This window comes from Salinithrix halophila (assembly GCF_042650125.1).
Lineage (GTDB): Bacteria > Bacillota > Bacilli > Thermoactinomycetales > DSM-45169 > Salinithrix > Salinithrix halophila.
Genome location: NZ_JBHSAP010000007.1, coordinates 631,747 through 652,386, shown reverse-complemented (window position 1 = coordinate 652,386; position 20,640 = coordinate 631,747). Strand labels below are relative to the sequence as shown.

The window sequence follows — 20,640 nt, the reverse complement described above, 5'->3', positions numbered from 1 at the left end:
GAGGAATGGGTTGCTCTTGCCACCCCCAAAGGGGGTTCCGAGCAACGCCGTCTTTCATCCCACGATTGAAACCGTGGGATGAAAGACGGCCACTTACTGTAACAAGATAACAAAAACCGTGACGACTTGTCTTAGAGAACTCAACCAGGGTGCGGGAGCATTATACAGATAGCCCAACCCTTCGCCTTCTCCATAGCCAATGGTTCCGTCGAAACCTCGTCTGTGTTCCCCATCCTTGCTTTTTGCGATCTTCGAAGGGAGCCAGAATCAAGCCGTGATCAATCGCCCCCCCAACCAAAGGGCCATTCCCCAGATCAAGAGGGCAGAGGCGCGGTTGAGGCGGATCATCCATTTGCCGGAGGAGTCGAAGGAACCGACCAACCGCCCGGCTGCTGCGAGGCTGATGAACCAAATGAACGATACGAGGATCGAGGCGAGAGTGAACACCCACTTCTCAGACCCCTGGTAGGTGAGGGAACTGGTCCCGATGACGCCCACCGTATCCAGGATGGCGTGGGGATTCAAGAGGGAGACAGAGACAGTGAAAAGAATTTGTCGCTTGGCGGGGAAGCGTTCCGCGGACCGATGGGAATCCATCTCGGGTGAGACACTTTTCCATAGGGTGAGACCCATATAGCAGAGAAAGAAAAAACCGACTCCGAAAAGGATGGTCTCTAACCAGGTGAATTGCAGGACCAAGAGGGAGACACCGGTCACGGCCAACAGAATCAAGAGCGCGTCACAGGCGGCGGCGGTTAAAACTGCGGGATAAGCTCGCCATAACCGAGGTTGAATCGCCCCCTGATTGAAAATGAACACATTCTGGATGCCAAGAGGCAGTACCAGGCCGAAGGCGAGGAGAAATCCATGGATGAAAGCTTGGTACACAGGCACCACCCTTCTTTCTGATCGATTGCGAGCGGGAAATATCTGATATCCTATCATCAAGGGGAGCAATCGTCTCCATCCAATCCAAGGAACGTAGAGCCAACCAATTCATGTAAGGGAGGAAAGGCCGTGGAATCCACCGAGGAATGGAAGCCCCAAAAAGAGAATGAGCTTCCGGTTTATGTGCAAATTGTCCGCTATATCCGCGGGAAGATCGCTGCCGGAGAGTGGCCGGTGGGGACCCTTCTCCCTTCGCAACGAACCCTGGCAGATATCTTTGGGGTCAACCGGAGTACGGTGGTATCCGCCCTGGAAGAACTGGCGGCAGACGGCCTGGTGGAAGGGCGGGTGGGCAGCGGGACGCGGGTGTTGAACAACACCTGGTCCCTGCTCAGTTCCTATTCCGCCCCGGATTGGGAAGGTTATGTTCGTTCCGGGATTCATCTTCCCAACCAGAACCTGATTCGTGCGATCAACCAGCGTGAATTTGACCCGGAGGTGATCCGGATGGGAACGGGTGAACTTTCACCGTCCCTGTATCCGGGGGATCGGATGGGTAAGGTACTCCGAAGCTTATCCGATCGGATCCCATCCATGGGATACGAGCAGGGGAAAGGGATAGCCGCTCTTCGTCGGCAAGTGAGTGACTGGCTGGGAACCCAGGGGATTGACGTCTCTCCTGACTCGGTCCTGATCGTATCAGGGGCCTTACAGGCATTCCAACTGATCGCATGGAGTCTGTTGAAACCAGGCTCGACGGTACTGGTGGAGAAGCCTTCCTATCTTCACTCGATCCGGGTTTTTCAGTCGGCAGGTATGCAACTGTCTGGGTTGGAGATGGATCGGGAGGGAATCCGACTGGAGGGTGTAGAGAGGCATCACCGGAGACAACAGCCTTCTCTCCTTTACACCACCCCTACCTGCCATAATCCCACGGGGCGTGTGATGAGTGAGAAGCGGCGGAAGGAATTGATGGTCTATTGCAGACAGACTCGGCTACCCCTGATCGAAGACGATGTATACCGGGAGCTGTATCTTGACGGCCTTCCCCCTCGGCCTCTCAAAGCTGAAGATCCTCATGGTCTGATCCTTTATCTCGGGAGCTTCTCCAAGATATTAAGTCCTGGCCTCCGGATCGGTTGGGTGGTCGGTCCGGAACCGGTGGTTGACCGGCTGGCCGATATCAAGATGCAGGCGGATTATGGGGCGAGTTCTCTCTCGCAGTGGACGGCGGCTGAATGGCTGGCCGGGGGACATCACGTCGAACACGGGGAAGAAGTGCGAAAGGCGCTACGAGAACGGAGAAAGGCAGCTGATCTTCTCCTTCGACAACACCTTGCTGGGCTAGCCGATTGGGAATTGCCGCCGGGCGGGTTTTATATCTGGCTTCGCCTGAAACGGGAAGTCCCGGTTCATCGATTGTTTGAAGAGGCGTTACGCCGGGGTGTACTGCTCCATCCGGGGAGCCTGTACGATCCGGCAGACCGGCGGCACCTCCGCCTCTCCTTCGCGTACGCCCCGATGGAGGAGTGGGAGCGAGGGATACGAGTGCTGGCGGAGCTGTTGCAAGCCGAATCAAGTAGGGGGCTCTCGTGAGGAAAGTAGAGGTGGTACCCCACCATCCGGCCTGGAGCGAACGCTTTGAAGAAGAAGCTCAGAAGTTGCGGGAGGTTTTCGGAGAAGAACTGATCCGGGTTTACCACATCGGGAGTACATCGGTTCCGGGGCTGGAGGCGAAACCAGTGATCGACCTACTCCCGGTGGTAAAAGAGATTAGCCGAGTGGATCGTTTTCGCCCGCCGATGGAAGCGCTTGGGTACGAAGCCATGGGGGAGTATGGCATCCCTGGCCGCCGTTTTTTCCGAAAAGGGGGGGAGAATCGGACCCATCATGTTCATGTCTTTGAGGAAGGTCACTCCGATATCCGCCGTCACCTCGCCTTCCGGGACTACTTGCGAACCCATCCCGAGGAGGCAGCCCGCTACGGGGCGCTCAAGCAGCGCTTAGCCCACCGTTTCCCAACGGATTTGAAAGCGTATATGGACGGCAAAGATGGACTGATCAAGGAAATCGAAGCCCTGGCGCTCCAGTGGCATAGGGAGAAACACCGAGAAGGGAAGATGACTCCTTCATCATAGATAACCAGACTTCTTTCAACCGCCGGATGCCTGACCATACAGCGGCTCCGGGCTATCGGAGTTGAGTGTTAATCTGAACCCCCCGATCATAACAAATCTGGCACTCCCCACGGGGTCTGATCCTCTGTAAAATTAGCATCAGAGGAGAAAGGGGAGGAGACAAAAGATGGAGACACTCATGAATCATGAAATCAAGGAATGCAGAAGCGAAAGAGATTGGCGACGAGTCTGGCCGGTTATCCAAGAGTTGCGCTCTCATCTATCGGAGGATGATTATCTCACCTTGTTAGAAACGATGCGGAAAGAAGAGGGGTACCGGCTCTTTTACTTGGAGGAAGCGGGAGAAATCATGGCTTGTGCAGGGATCGCTGTACGGACAACTTTCTATTATGGTAAACATGTTTTTGTCCACGAGCTGGTGACCCGATCGGATCAACGGTCCCGTGGATTCGGTGAGAGGCTTCTTGCTGCGGTGGAACGGTGGGGGCAGGAACAGGGATGTACCCGGATTGCACTCACGTCCGGGTTATCCCGCCACAAGGCCCATCGGTTTTACGAGGAGAAGATGGGCTATGGGAAGAAGAGTTACGCCTTCGTGAAGGAACTGGGAGGGGGAGTTTGAGGTTATTGACAAACCCGAGGCTTGGGAGCGAAGCCGGATTTCCGACTCCGCGCCAGATGTTCCTCCCGCAGTTGTCGGGCCTGTCCGCTCCGTGCCCTCCGGCTCCAACCAGCGGCCAAAGGAAAAACGGTGTGGCCGCAAAACGGTTGGAGCCTCCGGCCACTCCGCTAGGTTGTCGGTCCAACAGGCGCTCCGCCGTAAACCGGCTATCATTACGGTATGGAAGAACTCAGCAGCTCGAGTTGAGGCCGTTGCTTCCATGGGTGGCTATTCCTGACAAGGGAAAGTGATTTTGGACGTCCCGCAGACTCTTCTAGCATGTATAATCAGAAAAGAAAGGTTAATTGAGAGAAACGAGGAAGGGATGCGGGTGGAGAGACAAAAACAGCTCGATGATTGGTGCCCCTCTGTACCCGGTTTGAATGCGGAGGCGATGGTTGAGGCACAAAAGCATGTGGATAACCTGACCAAGCCCTTGGGTGCTTTGGGACGCCTGGAAGAAACCCTGGTTCGATTGGCGGGGATTACCGGTAAGGTCGTCCCGTCTATCGACAGGAAGGCGGTTGTCGTTTTTTGTGGGGACCATGGGGTGACGGAGGAAGGCGTGAGCGCCTACCCTCCTGAGGTGACGGGATTGATGATCCGTAATTTCTGCGATGGCAAAGCCGCCGTCAATGCTTTTGCCCGTCGCTTTGGTGCCGAGGTGAGGGTGGTAGATGTAGGCAGCCGGCTTACCGAACTGCCGGCTGGTACCCTGGATCGGAAGGTGCGGGCCGGGACAGCCAATATGGCCAAAGGACCGGCGATGAGACGGGAAGAAGCTGTCCAGGCGATCCGGGTCGGGCTGGAACTGGCCCTGGAAACGAAGGAGAAGGGATTTCAATTGGTGGCTGTCGGGGAGATGGGAATTGGCAATACGACGGCTGCGACAGCGGTATCGGCTTCCCTGACGGGAACGCCGATTGAGGAGTTGGTCGGAAGGGGGACAGGGATCAACGATGTCTCTCTAAAGATGAAAGGAGAGGTAATACGGCACAGCCTGGATGTGAACCGGCCTGACCCCTCCGATCCAGTGGATGTGCTGACAAAAGTGGGTGGGCTGGAGTTGGCGGCTATGACAGGTTTTATCCTCGGAGCCGCCGCCGAGCGGTTGCCGATGGTGATCGATGGGGTGATTTCGACAGCTTCCGCTCTGGCTGCCATCCGCCTTGCTCCGGGGTCGCGGGATTATCTCTTCGCTTCCCACCTCTCTGAGGAACCGGCCCATCGGGTGCTGCTCGAGAAGCTGGGCCTTCACCCTCTGATTCATGCCGGTATGCGCCTCGGGGAAGGGAGCGGCGCTGTTCTCTGTTTTCCCCTCTTCGACGGGGCAGTCGCGGCGGCACGGGAGATGGCTACTTTCGCCGACTTGGGCTTATAACGGTTAAATAGTATATCGGAAGGGGAAAGGTGGGGTGCCTATTGGCGCCCCGGCAACCGGGAAGCCGGTGAGAAACCGGCGCGGTCCCGCCACTGTAAGGGGATGTAACCCCGAGCCAGGATACCGGCCTTTCCCAACGGCACCGCCTCAGCCACGCGGATGGCGAGGTGCCAGGGACAACCGGTGATACCGGTTTCTTTTGGCACTGTCACGCAATCGAGGCGGGCGGTGTTTTTTAATGGGGTTGAAAAAAGGAGGGGATGCCTTTGACAGGGGTGGAACGATACGGACACGGTGGTGACCGATGGACGGCGGGAGAGATGTTTGGCAGGGGGGCGGATGCCTTTGTCGACTTTAGCGCCAACATTAATCCCCTGGGACCGCCGGATTCCGTGGTTCGGGTGTTGCAGGAAGCGCTGGAGGACAAAGGGGCACCGGTTCTTGCCCGTTATCCAGACCCTCGCGCTCGCTCCCTGAAGCGGGCGCTTGCGAACCGATATGGGGTGCCGGAAGAATGCCTGATGATTGGGAATGGAGGGGCGGAGTTGATCGATCTGGTTAATGCGGCTGTCCGTCCGTCGCGGGTAGGCGCGACGGCCCCCTCCTTCGCGGAGTATGAAGCTTCTGCCCGCAAGCGTGGGCAGGAAATCGTGTATTTGCCGACAGGGGAGAAGGAAGGTTTTCAACCGGAGCCGGAGGCCCTTTCCAAGTGGATTCGGTCGGTGGATCTCGCTTACCTGGGACATCCCAACAATCCCACTGGTTTAACCGTCCCTTATGGGCAGTTGCTGGCGGCGGCTGAAGAGGCCGCCGTAGCGGGAACGGTGTTGGTGGTAGACGAAGCCTTCCTCGATTTTGTTTCGGATGGGGAGGCTCGGTCCCTGCTGTCTCGGCTGGCGGATTTCCCGACGACCCTCCTACTGCGTTCCATGACTAAATTTTACGCTTTGCCCGGTCTGCGTCTGGGCTGGGGGGCGGCCCACCCCGACTGGATACGCCGCATCGAGGAGCTGCAGATTCCCTGGAGCGTTAATGGGCTGGCCCAGATAGCGGGAGAGGCGGCTCTCTCCGACGGAGCCTTTGAAAACGTGACCCGTCGATGGCTGGCGGTGGAGCGATGTTTCATGATGGAGAGGCTGCGGGAGTTGCCAGGTGCCCTGCTGGTTCCGGGGGAAGTAAACTACTTCTTACTGAAATTAGAGGCTCCCCCCTTAGGAGGAACCGGCGCTTCCCGGCGTTTACAACAGGCGTTGGGGGAGCGGGGGATCCTGATCCGGGATTGCTCGACCTATCCGGGTTTGGACGATGCCTATATCCGGGTGGCGGTTCGGAGCCGGGAGGAGAATGTACACCTCCTCCAAAAACTAGGAGAAGTGTTGGGGAAGGGGGAAATCTTTTGATCCGATTGGTAACTGGAGGGGTCCGTTCCGGGAAGAGCCGATTTGCCGAGGAGACGGCGCGGGATGTGGGGGAGAAGGTGCTGTATGTGGCCACCGGTGTTCCCGGGGATGAAGAGATGCAAGAGCGAGTGGCCCGCCATCGCGATCGGCGTCCTCGAAGTTGGGGCCTGGTGGAGGAGGAGTGGGATTTGGAAGCCGCCCTTGCCCGCTCCGGCGAATGGGATGCTTGGTTGATTGACGATCTGGGGACCTGGACAGCCAACCACGTCATGCGCCTTTCCGAAGAGTCCATCCGGGAAGACCAGGGCGGCTTCGAAGCGGAAATGGCGAAGAAAACGGATCGCCTGCTGGATACGCTTCAAGATCAGGAGGTGATCCTGGTCACGGCGGAGACCGGGTTGGGCGGGGTCGCCATGAACCGGATGGGCCGACTGTTCCAGGATGCCCTCGGCACCGTGAATCAGCAAGTGGCTCAGAGGGCGGACGAAGTCTGGTTAGTGGCCTGTGGTATTCCTTGCCAGATCAAGGGAGTAGACGGATGAATGCCTTCTTTACGGCCCTTGCTTTTCTGACCCGCATCCCCGTTCCGGTTCGGATGGACCCCCGGGACTGGCCTAAGAGCACGGTTTACTATCCGCTCGTCGGCTTGGTGATCGGGGTCCTACTCGTCCTGATGAACGAGGCTCTCTCCTTGCTCTTTCCGCCTCTGGTCCGCAGTGTACTGGTGACAGCGGGTTGGGTTTTTCTTACAGGGGGGCTGCACCTGGACGGACTGATGGACACTGCCGACGGGCTGGGTGCCAACAAGGATCGGGAGCAGACGCTAGCGATCATGAAGGACAGCCGCGTGGGGGCGATGGGTGTCCTGGCAGCGATCTTGCTTCTGGGGGTGAAGGTATCCGCTCTTACTTACCTGGAACCGGCCATCATCCCACTGCTGGCCGCTCCTGTCGCAGCCCGCACAGGGATGACAGCGGCAATCGCCTTTTTCCCATATCTGCGTGAACAAGGGATGGGGCTCAACTTGCGGGAAGGGCTGTCCCCTCTTCGCCTTGGAGTAGCCCTCACCTCAGGGACAGCGATCATTGCTGTGGTGGCAGGCTGGTGGACGTTCCTGATTCTAGGAGGAACCGCTTTGGTGATCGGCCTGATCGCTCGGGTGGTACTGAGACGGCTGGGTGGTCTGACTGGGGACGTCTACGGATGCATGGCGGAAGCGGTGGAAGCAGCGATTCTTCTTCTATGGTTGGCAGCGGGGGACCCGGTATGAAAGATTCCTTGAGATTGCTGTGGGTCCGCCATGGAGAAACGGAGGCCAACCGACTGAAGCAATACTGTGGACACATGGATCTTCCTCTCAATGATCGGGGGCGGTGCCAATTGCGGAAGGCCGCCCAGCGTTTGCGGGAGCTGGATGTGGACCGGATCTGCGCCAGTGACTTGCAACGATGCCGCGAGACAGCGAAATTTATGCAGAAGGCCTGGCCGACAGCAGATCTTCATTGTACGGATGCCCTGCGGGAGTTATCTTTCGGGGAATGGGAGGGGCTCACCTATGACGCCATCTGGGATCAAAACCCGGAGGAGCTCATCCGCTGGATAGACGACCCCCGTCGGGTGGCGCCCCCCGGCGGGGAAACGCTGGATGGGCTGGAGGTACGCCTCAACCGGTGGCTGGAGAATGTCATCCGTCGCCATTCAGGGGAAACCATCGCGGTTGTAACCCATGGGGGACCGATCCGCTGGTTTCTTTCCCATCATGTGGATAAGGATCCGGGAAGCTTTTGGAAAAGATCCCTCCCCCCTGGGGGATGGATCGCAGTGGAAAAGACCGCTGAAGGATGGCAAGTAAGGCAATTGGGAGAAGAACGGGGGAAGCGGGTGTGGGAGAAAACAGAGTGAGAGGTCTCATGTTTCAAGGGACTAGTTCTGATGTGGGAAAGAGCGTGTTGGCCACGGCGTTTTGCCGCCTATTTGCCGATAAGGGTTACCGTGTCGCTCCTTTCAAGGCGCAGAATATGGCGCTCAATTCCTATGTCACTGTCGATGGGGGTGAAATCGGCCGTTCTCAGGGCGTACAGGCTGAAGCGGCAGGGGTGGAGGCGGAAACGGATATGAATCCGATTCTCCTCAAACCGAAGGGGGATCGGATCGCTGAGGTGATCGTTCACGGTCGTCATTATGCTGATATGCAGGCGGGAGAGTACCAAGCCCGCACTCGAGGGGAGATGCTGGAGCCTGTTCGGGCTTCTCTTGCCCGGCTGAAACAACGGTATGACTTGCTGGTGATCGAGGGAGCGGGGAGCCCGGCAGAGGTGAACCTGCGAGAGCGGGAGATCGTCAACATGCAGACGGCCAAACTAGCCGATGTCCCGGTGATCCTGGTGGCGGATATCGACCGGGGGGGCGTATTTGCTTCTATCGTCGGCACCCTGGACATCCTGGAGCCGGATGAACGTGCCCGCGTCCAGGGACTCATCATCAACAAATTCCGAGGAGACCTCAACCTCCTTCGCCCAGGTCTCGACTGGCTGGAGGAACGGACGGGCATCCCGGTCCTAGGGGTGCTTCCTTTCCGGGAGATCGCCATCGATCCGGAGGATTCCCTCGCATTGGGCGGGCTCGATAAGAAGGGCCCAGAGGCGGAGGTGGAGATCGCAGTAATCCGTCTCCCCCGGATCTCCAACTTTACGGATTTTCTCCCCCTTTCTCGTGTGCCGGGGGCCTGTCTCCGTTATGTCGGGAAGCTGGAAGAATGGGGAAACCCGGATGCAGTCATCCTCCCCGGAACCAAGAACACCATGGAGGACTTTCGCTGGCTGCGGGAAACAGGCCTGGCTGAGCGGGTTGCTCTTTATCACCAAGAGGGTGGCCCCGTTGCTGGCATCTGCGGCGGCTACCAAATGATGGCCCGCCGTCTGACGGATCCCGAAGGGGTCGAGTCCACCATCCCGGAGGTGGAGGGACTGGGCCTGTTGCCGGTCGACCTCTCGTTCCGGCCGGGGAAACGGACGGTCCGGGCAGAGGGGGAGGTATGCGCCGATGGGTGGGCCTCTGGGGTTCGGGTGAAAGGGTATGAAATCCATTTAGGGCGGGCTTCTTTCCTGAAGGGGCATCAACCGTTCCTTCGCCTTGCTGACGGAAAGCCCGAGGGCGCGGTGGAACGGGACGGGGAAGTTTGGGGTACCCACTTGCATGGAATTTTCGACAACACCCCTTTTCTTTTTCACTGGATCAACCATTTGCGCCGGAGGAAAGGCCTTCACCCGTTGGAGGAACAGGCGATGCGGGGACGTTCCCGCTCCGAGATATATGCGGACCTCGCTGTCTGGGTGGGTGAGCATCTGGATATGGAACGAATCGATGGGATGATGGGGTGGGAACGTTGAAAGAAATCAAATCGTTCCCCCGAAAACGCTGTTTATTGGGAAAGGAAGATCTAGTCCTACATATCGACCCCGAGCATCTTTGCCTCCGATTCCCTCGCCCCCTCCAGGTATTGTCCAGCTCTTTTTTAGGGGGCGGAGAGCGGCTGACGGACACGATCATCAACCGACATGTCGCCAAAGGCTACCATGAACCCAATCCGATCGTTGAGGCGGGAGAATGGTTAAAGAGGCGCGGTTATGATCCTACAACCACGGTTACGATGATGACAGCTGCCTGGGTGGAAAAGGCGGTCATTGCCGAAGAGCGGTCGGAAGAAGGAGGGGTAGCAGCCATTGTGACGGCGGGGGTGAGCAATGCCGCCCGAGCGGGTATGGACGGCCCTGTTTATCGGATCGACCCTGAACCCGGCACGATTAACATCATGCTCTTAATCGACGGTCGGGTAACTCCCGGGGCCATGGTGAATGCTGTCATCACCGCTGTCGAAGCAAAGGTGGCCGCTCTACAGGATCTAGGGGTGACGGATGCTGCGGGGAATGGAGCGACAGGGACGACCACAGATACCGTCGTGATCACCGCCACCCAGGAGGCCAAGGGTGGGTTCCTCCACGCCTATGCTGGAACGGCGAGCCCCCTCGGGCGCATGGTGGGTTTGACCGTTCATCGCGCCTTGACCGGGGCTCTCCGGCAGAGTGGGAGCCTTCAGGGGGAGTCATGGCCGTGATGACCGCCTCGATGTTGGTACTGGCAGTCCTCCTAGATCGGTGGATCGGTGACCCTCGCTGGCTGCCTCATCCGGTGATCGGGATGGGATGGCTTATTACCCGCGTCGAAAGCATGTTAAGGCGGATGGCGGCGGCTTTCCGTCTAAAAGGGAAATGGCCCCTCCGCTTGGTAGGCTGTCTTTTCCCCCTCACGGTGGTCGGGATTGTGTACGGACTCGCCGTCGGTCTGGTCGGCTGGGTGACCGGGTTTTCCGTCTGGGTGGGTTGGGTGTTGGAGATAATCTTGATCGCAACCACCATCGCATCCAAAGGGTTGGCGGAAGCGGGGATGGACATTTTTCGTGCCCTCACTCAGAGAGATCTTCCGAAGGCTCGGGCCTCTCTGGCGATGGTGGTCGGGCGGGATACGGAACACCTGGACGAACCGGAGGTAGTCCGGGGAGCGGTGGAGACTGTCGCCGAAAATATCGTAGATGCTGTCACCTCTCCGCTCTTTTTTGCCGCCTTCGGTGGGGCGCCCTTGGCCCTTGCCTACCGGGCGGTTAATACTCTCGACTCGATGGTGGGTTATAAGAACGAGCGTTATCTCCACCTCGGCTGGGCTTCAGCCCGACTGGACGACCTAGCCAACTGGCTCCCCGCCCGACTCACACTGCCTGCGATGCTGGCTGCCCTCCGTTTCGCGGGAGCTTCCCCAGCGAAGGCCTGGCGGATCGTCCGCCGGGACGCCGCCGGACATCCAAGCCCCAACAGCGGAATTACCGAAGCCGCTATGGCCGGCGGTTTGGGCATCCAGCTCGGTGGCACCAACCACTACCAGGGTCGCGTTTCCTACCGGGCGCGCCTCGGAGATCCGTGCCGTCCCAGGGAACGGCAGGATATCGATGCAGCCGTCCAGGTTCTATACGGAACGACCGCCGTGTATGTGGCCGGATTGTCGTTGCTCGTATACTGGTTTCCTATGGGGTAACCGTTATCAGTGGTAGATAAAAAGGAAGAGACGGGCAGCGCCCGTCTCTTCCTTTTTCAATCGACTGCGGGTTTGTCGTTCGGAGAGGTCTCTTGCTCCTGACGCAGCCTGGCGTCAAAGACGAAGGTACCGAAGGGGAGAACTGAAGCGACTGCCGCTCCTGCTACCCGTACCAACGACCAACGAAGCGCCATCGCTGCATGGGCAAGAGCAAGGAAATAAAGGACAAAGAGAATGCCGTGAATCCACCCGACGACGGTGACAGCCATCGGAAGACCTGCCGCATACTTCAACGGCATGGCGACCCCGAGAAGGATGAGGAAGGAAATACCTTCAAGCAGCCCGATGATGCGAAAGCGGGCAAGGGGCGTTTTCATGTGATCGATCCCTCCTGTGGAAAAATGGATGTTTTTAACTGGGATTCCCCATGTGTCGGTGGGAAGGTATTCTAATGGTTCTCCGATTCAGTGTACCACCAAACGAGCTCCATATCATGACAGAACGATGAACAGATGGGAACTCGCGGGAATAGACGCGGATATCCCATGACCAAGCCGCTTCGTGGAGAGGGGTCCGGCCCTATGCCGCTTGATTGAACCACTTCTCCATGGTACCCTCAAAGCAAGCATGTACTCAATCAATCCTACAACCGGGGTGTTTTCTTCCGGCTTTTTGACTGCCGATGAGAAAGCGCTTACCGGATAGATGAAGTGGCCGATAAAGGGAGGAATGGCCGTGAATGACGCATTGGTGACAACCGATTGGCTTAATCGACAAGCAAAGGACCCGGATGTGGTCATAGCAGACTGCCGCTTTGAGCTGGGGAAACCCGAAGCGGGGATGGAGGCTTACCAGCGGGATCACATTCCCGGGGCGATCTACTTCCATCTGGAGGAGGATTTATCCGGTTCCGTCGATAAACACGGCGGTCGCCACCCGTTGCCGGACATGGAGACATTTGCGAAAAAATTGGGCCGAGCCGGGATTGACAGTACCAAGACTGTCATCGCTTATGATGACCAGGGAGGGGCGATGGCCGCTAGGCTCTGGTGGATGCTCCGCTATCTGGGACATGAAAAAGCGGCGGTCCTCAACGGCGGCTACAAGAGTTGGAAAGAGGAGGGCCGTCCGGTGACCGCTGAGATCCCGCAGCCGGAGAAAGCCCATTTCGAGCCCCGGATTCCGGATCGGGAACGGCTGGCCGGTATGGAGGAGACGAAACGCTTTACGGGTCTGTTGATCGATTCCAGAGATCCGGCCCGCTATGAGGGGAAAACGGAACCCATTGACGCCAAAGCGGGCCATATCCCCGGTGCGGTGAACTACTTCTGGAAACAAAATCTTGCTGAAGGACAGACGTGGAAGTCCCCTGAGGAGCTGAAAAAAGACTTTGCCTTCATTTCGGAAGGGGAGAAACCGATTGTTTATTGCGGATCCGGCGTGACCGCCTGTGCAAACCTGCTCGCCCTTCACCAGGCCGGCATCCAAGACGCCCGCCTTTATGCAGGGAGCTGGAGCGACTGGATCAGCTATGTCCAAAACCCGGTGAAAACCGGACCTGAGACCCTTCGTCCTGTGAAATGATTGATAAAGGATGTTCGTTTCGAAAAACCGCCTTTACCCTGTTTGTGAAAAGGGTAAAGGCGGTTTGTTGCGTGTTATCCTTTTCGGATGGTTTGATAAATCTTTTGCAATAGCTCCTGCTTTTTCTTCCATAGATCATCAGACAGATCCACGTGGTATTCTTCGGGGTTCAAAAGGCGCAAGTGTTCCTCCCAAAACAGCTCTCGTTGTTCTGCGTGGTAGCGACGGATTTCTTGGAGAGAGGGAAGCTCGTACACCCGCTTGCCATCCCGGAAGATGGGCTGGAGGAGGTTGACAGCATGGAACTCGTGCACCCGTTTTTTCCGGTAGGTATGAATCGGATGGAACAGGGTGAGGGGCTGTTCCTCGTCGATGGCGTGGCCTTCCTCGATGATCAAGTCCCCCCGTGCCTTTTCGGTATCCCGGTCGATAATCCGGTAAACATTCTTTACGCCGGGAGTGGTTACTTTCTCCGGGTTGGAAGAAATTTTGATCGTCGGTTGCCACGCGCCGTTTCGTTCCCGGGCGACCAGCTTGTAGACCGCTCCCAGGGCAGGTTGGTCATAGGCGGTGATCAATTTGGTGCCGACTCCCCAGGCGTCGATCCTTGCCCCTTGGTTTTTAAGGCTTTGGATCGTGGTTTCATCCAAATCACTGGAAGCGACGATCTGTGTGCGGGACAAACCCGCTTCATCGAGCATACGGCGGGCTTCCTTGGAGAGGTAGGCCAGGTCTCCGCTGTCCAGACGGATCCCGGCGAGGTCATGGCCTCGCTCCCGAAGTTCGTGACCGACCCGGATTGCATGGGGGACGCCGCTTTTCAGAGTGTCATAGGTGTCCACCAACAGGACGCAGGAGTCGGGGAAAGCATGGGCGAATGCACGGAAGGATTCCAATTCGCTGTCGAAATCCTGCACCCAGGCATGGGAATGGGTCCCTCGGGTAGGGATGTCGAATAGGTCCCCCGCCTTCAAGTTGCTGGTGGCGTCGAAACCAGCTAGATAGGCGGCTCGGGTTCCCCAGATGGCGGCGTCGGACTCCTGGGCGCGGCGGGTGCCGAATTCCATGAGAGCATCCCCCTCTGCAATCGTACGGATTCGAGCCGCCTTGGTTGCCACCAGGGTTTGGTATCCGATGAAGTTGAGGAGGGCCGTTTCGAGCAATTGAAGCTCCATCACGCTGCCTTCCAGGCGTAGGAGGGGTTCGTTGGGGAAAACGAAGGTGCCTTCCAACATGCCATGTACGTCTCCAGTGAAGCGAAATTTTCGGAGCATGTCCAAAAAGGCGGGTTCATACTTCTCCGGCTGCTTCGAGAGGTATCGAATATCATCCTCCGAAAAACGGAGCTCCTCCAGGTAATGGACCGCCCGCTCTAAACCCGCGAAAACGGCATATCCGTTGCCGAAGGGCAGTGTTCGGAAATAAAGATCAAAAGCCCGCCGTTCTAAGTGGGAGCCGTTTTTCCAGTGGGCGTACATCATGGTGATTTGATACTTGTCCGTATGCAGGGCCCACCCCGTATATGCGTTCATGGTTGTTTTTCACTCCAGTCAGCTGCGGTTGATACTGCGGTTGGGAACTACTCGGTAAATCACCGGAGTAATCTGTCTATCCCGAATGAAATAAGCGGATAATCGGGGTTGGTGCCCTTTGAAGGAAAGAATCCAACTGAGCAGTTCCGGGTAGTACCACTGATTCACATCGCGTAAAGAAGGATAAGGGTCCGTATGGGGATGGGAATGTAGGATTCCGAGCCATTCAAGATCCTGGCGTCGGATATCTTTCAAGGTCTCCAAGTAAGCTCGCGGTTCGAAAGAAAAGGATCGGGTGCTATCGTCCTGGTTTGGGATGGGGAAAAAGCGGGAAATCTCCTCCCCCGAACCCGCTAGGATACCGCACCCTTCTTTCGGGATTTGCTGCCGACAGTGGTCTTCGAGGGCTTGGATCACCCCGGCCTGGATCGTTATCCCCTTCGAAAGGGTTATCGCTGAAGAAGCCAATGGGCCGTCCTCCCTCTTATCCTATGGTGTTCGTCGGCGTTTTTTCCGATTGCGGTTACGCCTCGAGGTGATTTCACTCTATTGTACTCCACAATTTCTATGGCGGCAAAAAGCAGGCCTTTCGGAGAACGGCGTTTGCCTAATCCCACCGTTGTTCTCTACCAATTTCTCTTGTAAATTGTTTCATGAGAGCATTCTGTGTTAAGGGAGGGGAGGTGTCAACCTATGCCCACGAATCCAATCCAAATCGGCCTCTGCGGGTGGGGCGACCATGACTTGTACCCGCCGGGCACAGCTTCCAGAGAAAAGCTGGCTGTTTACGCCGCCCACTTTCCGGTGGTGGAAGTAGATAGCACTTATTATGCCGTTCCGGGGGAGGAGCGGATAGCTCGGTGGACGGAGGAGACACCGGATTCCTTCCGTTTTGTCGTCAAGGCGTACCGGGAACTGACGGGACACGGGCGGAGAGAGGGTGCTCCGGAAAAGAGCGCCAAGGAGTGGTTCAGGGAATTTGGCAAGTCGCTGAAACCGATGGTGGAAGCCAGCAAACTGACGGCAGTCCTGTTCCAGTTTCCTCCCTGGTTTGAATGCAAGCGGGAGAATGTCCAATACATCCGGCGATGTCGGCAGGAATATCCGGACCTTCCCCTGGCCGTAGAATTTCGCAATCGCACGTGGTTTAGCCCGGAGTTTCGGGAGAAGACCCTGAGCTTCCTGGAAAAAGAGAACCTGATCCATGTCCTATGCGACGAGCCCCAGGCCGGGATCGGCACGGTCCCGATTGTGACAGCGGTCACCCATCCGGGACAGGCACTGGTCCGTTTCCATGGACGAAACCGGGAAGGCTGGAACCAATCCGGCCGTTCCAACGAGGAATGGAGAAACGTCCGCTACGCCTACCGGTATTCCGATGAAGAGCTGAAGGAATGGGTTTCCCGCGTGGAAACCTTGAAGCAAGAGGCGGATCAGATCACCTTGCTCTTTAATAACAACTCCCGCGGCGACGCCGCTCCCAACGCCAAACGGATGACCGAACTCCTCGGGATCGAACATCAAGGCCTGGCTTCCCGCCAATTAGACATGTTTTGAGTGGGAGAAACGGAAATCGTGCATATGGTATACAGACCGTTAACCCATGGATACTTTGGTTTGAAACTATCATGGGACTACGTATATCTAAACTGTTGGCAGCGTGTAACGGCCAAGGGGCAAATTACGATTCCAAAATCGGTACGACAACAATTGGATCTAGAGGAAGGGGATCGTGTTGTCTTTGTCGAGGAAGATGGGAAAATGGTAGTGAAAAAGGGCCGCTCGTTGCTTTTGAGGATTTTGCTAAGGCCATTAGCCAAGAGGCTAAAAAGAAAGGAATTACGGAAGAGGAAGTTTTGACGGAGTTCCTCCGAAACTTTTCATAAAACCGACCCAAGGTCGGTTTTATCATTTATTGAGGCTGCATACTGGAATTCTACTAAGGGCTCCACATGACATGTTTAGTGAAAGAAGGTGTACCGATAGCAAGTGCACCGAAGGAAAAAAAGGTATCGCATATAGGTAAATCGGTTTTTTATTTATATTTATCAAAAAAATATCCCATCAGATAACCTGAAATAATAAATAAAACAAGAGCAACCCCCGAATCCATATAATTAAACTTATAATACATTAAAATAGAAATAATAAGTAAAAATACTCCAGAAATAGCTTGTAACCAGGAATTTTTGCTCAAATTACCTTCCCCTTTAAGTAGTTAGCGTCAACTATGTATAAATATATCACAATTTTGCTACAGTGAGTGAGCGATATTGTTATTATATTATGGGACCGTTATGGATAAGAGAACGAAAATAGTTACATAATTCCCGTCACCCTATTCGGATGGCGGTTTTTTATTGGGGTAAGGTTTTCCTCTATCTGAAGGTCCGCCGAAACGGGATCTCGACGAAGTGATTGCTATGGTGGAGGGAACAATAACAAAGGATTCCGAATCCATCTGGAGAGTGGTTGGGTATGTTTTTGAACAGGAGAAACGGAAACCATGTAAGGGTATTCAAAAGACCGCTTCGAACATTTCATGAACCGGTTTTTTATTACAAAAAAAGAGAGCTTACGCCCTCCTTAGTTTTATCCTACTGGTTCACTGCTGGAAACCGCCCAGCTGTCAGTCTTTGCTATATGTTCTGATCCTTCTGAACATATTGCTGGAGTCGTAACCAAGGCCATTAGAGTTACAGACATGACCACCTTAAAGAACCGCTTCACATTGATCCCTCATTTCTTTTTGATTCTCCATCTCTCTTTGTGATTTATGCATATTTCCCATGCATTTTCCAAATTCGCTTTCGTCGGTTTTTTCGTAACACTGGGCTAATGCATACCATCTTTCATGTTCTTTCTCTGTATATCCTGTGTTTTCTGGAGAAGTTAATAGCTTTCTTTCGTTGTTGGGTTGTTTCTCCTTTTTTGTTGATCCGAAGGTATGCTAAATTATCCCCCTGGTTCACTGTCGGAAAGCGCCCTGCCATCGGTCTTCACAACGTGGTCTAACCCCTCTGAACCTATTGCCGGAGCCGCAACTAAAACCAGTAGAGTTACAGCCGTAATCACCTTAAAGAACCGTTTCACGTTGATCCCTCGCTTCCTTTTGATCGTTTAGCTCTCTTTGTAATGTATACATATTTTCGGTACATTGTCGAAATTCTATTTCGTCAATTTCCCTATAACAATTCGCCAAACCGTACCACGCTTGGTACTCTTTCTCGGTAAATCTGTGTTTTTTAGCAGCCTTCCTCGCTTCTGCGTATTGTTCGATGGCTTCATTTTTTCTGTCGTTGGCGAAATGCAGGTTACCCAATGCCAATAACGCATCGGTTAGATAGGCGTAACACTTCCGATCTTTCGCTTTGGAAATAGCCTGTACGAGTGTATTTTCAGCTTCTGCCCACTTTTTCTGATTAGAATACAGTTCCGCCCGTTGAACGCATGCTCGAATAAACCTGTTGTCAATTACTTTACCTGTCTCCTCAGCGATTTCCATGGCAACGTTGAAAGATGCTTCTGCGTTTTCCCATTCCTTCTTTGCAGTATATGCACTTCCGAGAGTAACCCATAGATCAAACCCAGAAGCATATAGATTGTTCAAACTGGCCTTCTGAATTCCTTCTTGGGCATATCGGATGGCTTCGTCAAGGGAACCGATTTTCCGGAGCATCTCCGCCCTTATCCAATAAAAGGACAAGACTGTCTCTGTGTGTTCGATATGATCCACGTTACCCAGTTCATCCCAAGCATCTTGAACGATCTTCAAGGCTTCAGCAGGGCGACCCAATCTTTCCAAGTAGATCGCTTTATTTCGCAGCAGAATGTACTTTATGTAGGACCTTTCTCCGTCGTGACAGAAAGCATCCAGCCCGCTGTTTGTATATTGGAGAGCCAGCTGGAGGTCGTTGCGGTAGTAGCTGCACCTCCCGAGGTCACTGAAACTGTAAGCCTCCATGTTATCCTGCGTGGCCGCTTGGTTTCGGCTGGCTAACCTGATGGCCGTGGTGAAGCTTCTCTCGGCTTTGCTCAAATCCCTTTTGTCTAAATAGCAGGTCCCTATCAACCAGTGATAAGCGGATGCGTAGGAGTGGTCGTCAGATATGTCCAGCTCTTTTAGCGCTTTCAAAGCCGACTCTGTTTTACCAAGCCTTCTTAGGGATTCTGCCGCTGTCAAACGAAACATGAGTTCTTCTTGCTCTTTCTTTTCACTGAGTAAAAATTCTGGAACCTCATCGATGGAGACATCCAACTTTTCCAGCAGGTAATACAGCTTATCCGTCTTGACGTGAGGAACGCCTCGCTCTAAGTTGCTAATCGTAGCCGGAGAGATGCTTTCGTCAGCCAGATCCTCGAGCCTTAATCCTCGCTCTTTTCGGATTTTACGAATAATTTCACCGATACTCTGGGTATCCAATGAATTCATTACGCGCCCCCGCCTTTCCGTATAATCATGAACACTAACATCTTACCTTATTTCCATCTTCTCGGAAATCATTTTCTAGGAAAATACCTGCGAAAATTTCATTAACTAACATCTTCCTTTATCCCAGGGCCCTTCTTCACTACAATCCAATGTTCTCTTACACTCAGCCGCCTGTTTCATCTTCCTCTTTAAAAACTAATGCGACCGCTATATGTTTTGAATGGATGAAAGCGGTGCTCCCCCTCTAAGATTCTGCATTCCTCGTGGTCGTGTACTACTACTAGGTAATGGATTGCCTTTCAGCATCCAACCCAGCGTAACCCGTATTAGCTCCCTCTTGGTTAAGGTTTGGGTTAACCATAATATAGGATATAATATTCAGTGAGGAGGGTTAAACTGGAGATGGAATTTGATGTGTATGGTCGCCTCCCGGTGGGGGACTACCCTCTCACCTTGGATCAGCTTCGATCATCCATATTAGTACAAGGAACTGGTCGTCATCCCATGGACACCCAATGGCGCCTTCAATTGGTGAACAACCTGGAAGAGTTGGTCCAGCCTTTATGGGAAATTGGTATTGAGGACATCTTTATAAATGGTTCCTTTGTAACCAGCAAAGCTCGACCCGGTGACATCGACGGTTACTATGTATGCGACGTTCGAGATTTGGTTTCTGAATCCCTCTTTCGCGTGTTGGCTGAAGTTTCCGGAGAAGATATCTGGGACACACGCAAGCGTGTACAGGTGGGTTACGATGATTTTAAGCCGAAGATGTGGGAGAAATACCGATGTGAGCTGTATCCGCACTGCGAAGAAATCCATTTAAATTTCCCGGATCCCCCCTTTCCTGAGTTTTTCCGTCAGACCCGTGTGGGAACCGGGAAAGGTATTGTGAAACTCATTCGGGGGTGAATCAGTATGATCAAAACCGAGCAGGAGTACAAACGGACGAAAAAGATGGTAGAGAACGAAGTTCGGTTATACGAAGAGCAAAAACAGAAACTCAAGGCTCAGGGATTTTCGGAGCAAGAGGCGGAGAATCTCATATCACACGGTATGGTGGTGCATGAGCAGAAGAAGCAAGAGTTAAGGCAATATGAACGGATCCAACAGGGGGACTTCCGGGGACTGGAAAACGATTGGGGGAAACTATTGATCGCTTTTCGAGTTTACCGTCGCATGACGCAGGCTGAACTGGCTCGACGACTGAACGTCTCCCCCTCCCAGGTCTCCATGGATGAGTCCAATGAATACCACGGCATCAGCGTGCAGAAGTTGGAACGGATCATGAAAGTCCTGGACATCGAAGCCTCCTTTCGGCCTAAAGATCGAGAAGATGGTAACCTCTATATGGGGATCAATTAACACGTCTGTTTATGCATGATCTTTCCACCTTGAACGGTGGTTTTTTGTTTTGCCTCTCATCCGGCCTGTTCAGCTAGGATTGCTTCGGACGAATTACCCTGTGAATCCTTCCTAGTCAACTGAAAGCCCAACTATCGTTTTATCCTTCCTCGAAAGTTTATAGACGAAAACACC

At 54.6% G+C, this 20,640-nt stretch carries 21 protein-coding genes and 1 riboswitch; of the genes, 16 read left to right on the top strand and 5 right to left on the bottom strand.

The features are described 5' to 3' along the window. Positions 1–267 precede the first annotated feature (267 nt). The gene (locus tag ACFOUO_RS05305) at positions 268–888 is read right to left on the bottom strand and encodes a LysE/ArgO family amino acid transporter (RefSeq protein WP_380702895.1); all 621 of its coding nucleotides are present in this window, start codon (positions 886–888) and stop codon (positions 268–270) included. A gap of 129 nt (positions 889–1,017) precedes the next feature. Between ACFOUO_RS05305 and ACFOUO_RS05300 the strand changes: the two genes are divergently transcribed. The 11 genes from ACFOUO_RS05300 (at position 1,018) to cbiB (ending at position 11,553) form a co-directional block, all read left to right on the top strand. Beyond that, positions 1,018–2,484 (top strand): aminotransferase-like domain-containing protein, encoded by a 1,467-nt coding sequence (locus ACFOUO_RS05300; protein WP_380702893.1) that lies wholly within the window; start codon positions 1,018–1,020, stop codon positions 2,482–2,484. After that, positions 2,481–3,026 (top strand): GrpB family protein, encoded by a 546-nt coding sequence (locus tag ACFOUO_RS05295; protein ID WP_380702891.1) that lies wholly within the window; start codon positions 2,481–2,483, stop codon positions 3,024–3,026. Before ACFOUO_RS05300 ends, ACFOUO_RS05295 begins: the two co-directional genes overlap by 4 nt. 166 nt (positions 3,027–3,192) lie before the next feature. Next, positions 3,193–3,648 carry a GNAT family N-acetyltransferase gene (locus tag ACFOUO_RS05290; RefSeq protein ID WP_380702889.1) on the top strand — a complete coding sequence of 152 codons (456 nt, stop codon included), beginning with the start codon at positions 3,193–3,195 and terminating at the stop codon, positions 3,646–3,648. A gap of 364 nt (positions 3,649–4,012) precedes the next feature. Then, positions 4,013–5,068 carry a nicotinate-nucleotide--dimethylbenzimidazole phosphoribosyltransferase gene (gene cobT / locus ACFOUO_RS05285; protein WP_380702887.1) on the top strand — a complete coding sequence of 352 codons (1,056 nt, stop codon included), beginning with the start codon at positions 4,013–4,015 and terminating at the stop codon, positions 5,066–5,068. A gap of 10 nt (positions 5,069–5,078) precedes the next feature. After that, a riboswitch (cobalamin riboswitch) is annotated at positions 5,079–5,214 on the top strand. A gap of 129 nt (positions 5,215–5,343) precedes the next feature. Beyond that, positions 5,344–6,468, top strand: coding sequence for a threonine-phosphate decarboxylase CobD (cobD, locus tag ACFOUO_RS05280; RefSeq protein WP_380703265.1), 1,125 nt, complete (start codon positions 5,344–5,346; stop codon positions 6,466–6,468). After that, on the top strand, positions 6,465–7,010 hold the full coding sequence (cobU, locus tag ACFOUO_RS05275; protein ID WP_380702885.1) for a bifunctional adenosylcobinamide kinase/adenosylcobinamide-phosphate guanylyltransferase: 546 nt from the start codon (positions 6,465–6,467) through the stop codon (positions 7,008–7,010). The genes cobD and cobU overlap by 4 nt, the downstream gene beginning before the upstream one ends. Further along, positions 7,007–7,738 (top strand): adenosylcobinamide-GDP ribazoletransferase, encoded by a 732-nt coding sequence (gene cobS / locus ACFOUO_RS05270; protein ID WP_380702882.1) that lies wholly within the window; start codon positions 7,007–7,009, stop codon positions 7,736–7,738. The genes cobU and cobS overlap by 4 nt, the downstream gene beginning before the upstream one ends. Continuing rightward, the gene (locus tag ACFOUO_RS05265) at positions 7,735–8,370 is read left to right on the top strand and encodes a histidine phosphatase family protein (protein ID WP_380702880.1); all 636 of its coding nucleotides are present in this window, start codon (positions 7,735–7,737) and stop codon (positions 8,368–8,370) included. Before cobS ends, ACFOUO_RS05265 begins: the two co-directional genes overlap by 4 nt. Beyond that, complete coding sequence (locus ACFOUO_RS05260) at positions 8,367–9,857, top strand: cobyric acid synthase (protein ID WP_380702878.1); 1,491 nt, start codon at positions 8,367–8,369, stop codon at positions 9,855–9,857. Before ACFOUO_RS05265 ends, ACFOUO_RS05260 begins: the two co-directional genes overlap by 4 nt. Further along, positions 9,854–10,582 (top strand): adenosylcobinamide amidohydrolase, encoded by a 729-nt coding sequence (locus tag ACFOUO_RS05255; RefSeq protein ID WP_380702876.1) that lies wholly within the window; start codon positions 9,854–9,856, stop codon positions 10,580–10,582. Before ACFOUO_RS05260 ends, ACFOUO_RS05255 begins: the two co-directional genes overlap by 4 nt. Beyond that, positions 10,582–11,553 (top strand): adenosylcobinamide-phosphate synthase CbiB, encoded by a 972-nt coding sequence (gene cbiB / locus ACFOUO_RS05250; RefSeq protein WP_380703263.1) that lies wholly within the window; start codon positions 10,582–10,584, stop codon positions 11,551–11,553. Before ACFOUO_RS05255 ends, cbiB begins: the two co-directional genes overlap by 1 nt. 56 nt (positions 11,554–11,609) lie before the next feature. On the opposite strand, the gene ACFOUO_RS05245 is transcribed toward cbiB, so the two are convergent. Continuing rightward, positions 11,610–11,930, bottom strand: a complete 321-nt coding sequence (locus ACFOUO_RS05245) for a DUF3817 domain-containing protein (RefSeq protein WP_380702875.1) — start codon at positions 11,928–11,930, stop codon at positions 11,610–11,612. Between the two features lie 352 nt (positions 11,931–12,282). Here ACFOUO_RS05245 and ACFOUO_RS05240 point away from each other — a divergent pair, with 352 nt between their 5' ends. After that, a complete protein-coding gene (locus ACFOUO_RS05240; protein WP_380702873.1) occupies positions 12,283–13,137 on the top strand; it encodes a sulfurtransferase in 855 nt (284 codons plus the stop codon). Positions 13,138–13,211: 74 nt separating this feature from the next. Here the strand turns inward: ACFOUO_RS05240 and ACFOUO_RS05235 are convergent, their stop codons facing one another. Together ACFOUO_RS05235 and ACFOUO_RS05230 are read right to left on the bottom strand one after the other, a co-directional pair. Next, complete coding sequence (locus ACFOUO_RS05235) at positions 13,212–14,669, bottom strand: nicotinate phosphoribosyltransferase (RefSeq protein WP_380702870.1); 1,458 nt, start codon at positions 14,667–14,669, stop codon at positions 13,212–13,214. An 18-nt stretch (positions 14,670–14,687) separates the two neighbouring features. After that, positions 14,688–15,137, bottom strand: coding sequence for a Mov34/MPN/PAD-1 family protein (locus ACFOUO_RS05230; protein WP_380702868.1), 450 nt, complete (start codon positions 15,135–15,137; stop codon positions 14,688–14,690). Between the two features lie 225 nt (positions 15,138–15,362). On the opposite strand from ACFOUO_RS05230, the gene ACFOUO_RS05225 reads away from it, so the two are divergent. Next, complete coding sequence (locus ACFOUO_RS05225) at positions 15,363–16,226, top strand: DUF72 domain-containing protein (protein ID WP_380702866.1); 864 nt, start codon at positions 15,363–15,365, stop codon at positions 16,224–16,226. Between the two features lie 24 nt (positions 16,227–16,250). Further along, a complete protein-coding gene (locus ACFOUO_RS05220; protein WP_380703261.1) occupies positions 16,251–16,529 on the top strand; it encodes an AbrB/MazE/SpoVT family DNA-binding domain-containing protein in 279 nt (92 codons plus the stop codon). Positions 16,530–17,745: 1,216 nt separating this feature from the next. Here the strand turns inward: ACFOUO_RS05220 and ACFOUO_RS05215 are convergent. Beyond that, entirely contained in the window at positions 17,746–19,101 is a 1,356-nt protein-coding gene (locus tag ACFOUO_RS05215; protein ID WP_380702864.1) for a tetratricopeptide repeat protein, read from the bottom strand. 402 nt (positions 19,102–19,503) lie between these two features. On the opposite strand from ACFOUO_RS05215, the gene ACFOUO_RS05210 reads away from it, so the two are divergent. Then, complete coding sequence (locus tag ACFOUO_RS05210) at positions 19,504–20,013, top strand: DUF6932 family protein (RefSeq protein ID WP_380702862.1); 510 nt, start codon at positions 19,504–19,506, stop codon at positions 20,011–20,013. 6 nt (positions 20,014–20,019) lie between these two features. Further along, positions 20,020–20,466: a helix-turn-helix domain-containing protein gene (locus ACFOUO_RS05205; RefSeq protein ID WP_380702860.1), complete on the top strand. Its 447-nt coding sequence runs from the start codon at positions 20,020–20,022 to the stop codon at positions 20,464–20,466. Positions 20,467–20,640: the final 174 nt, after the last annotated feature.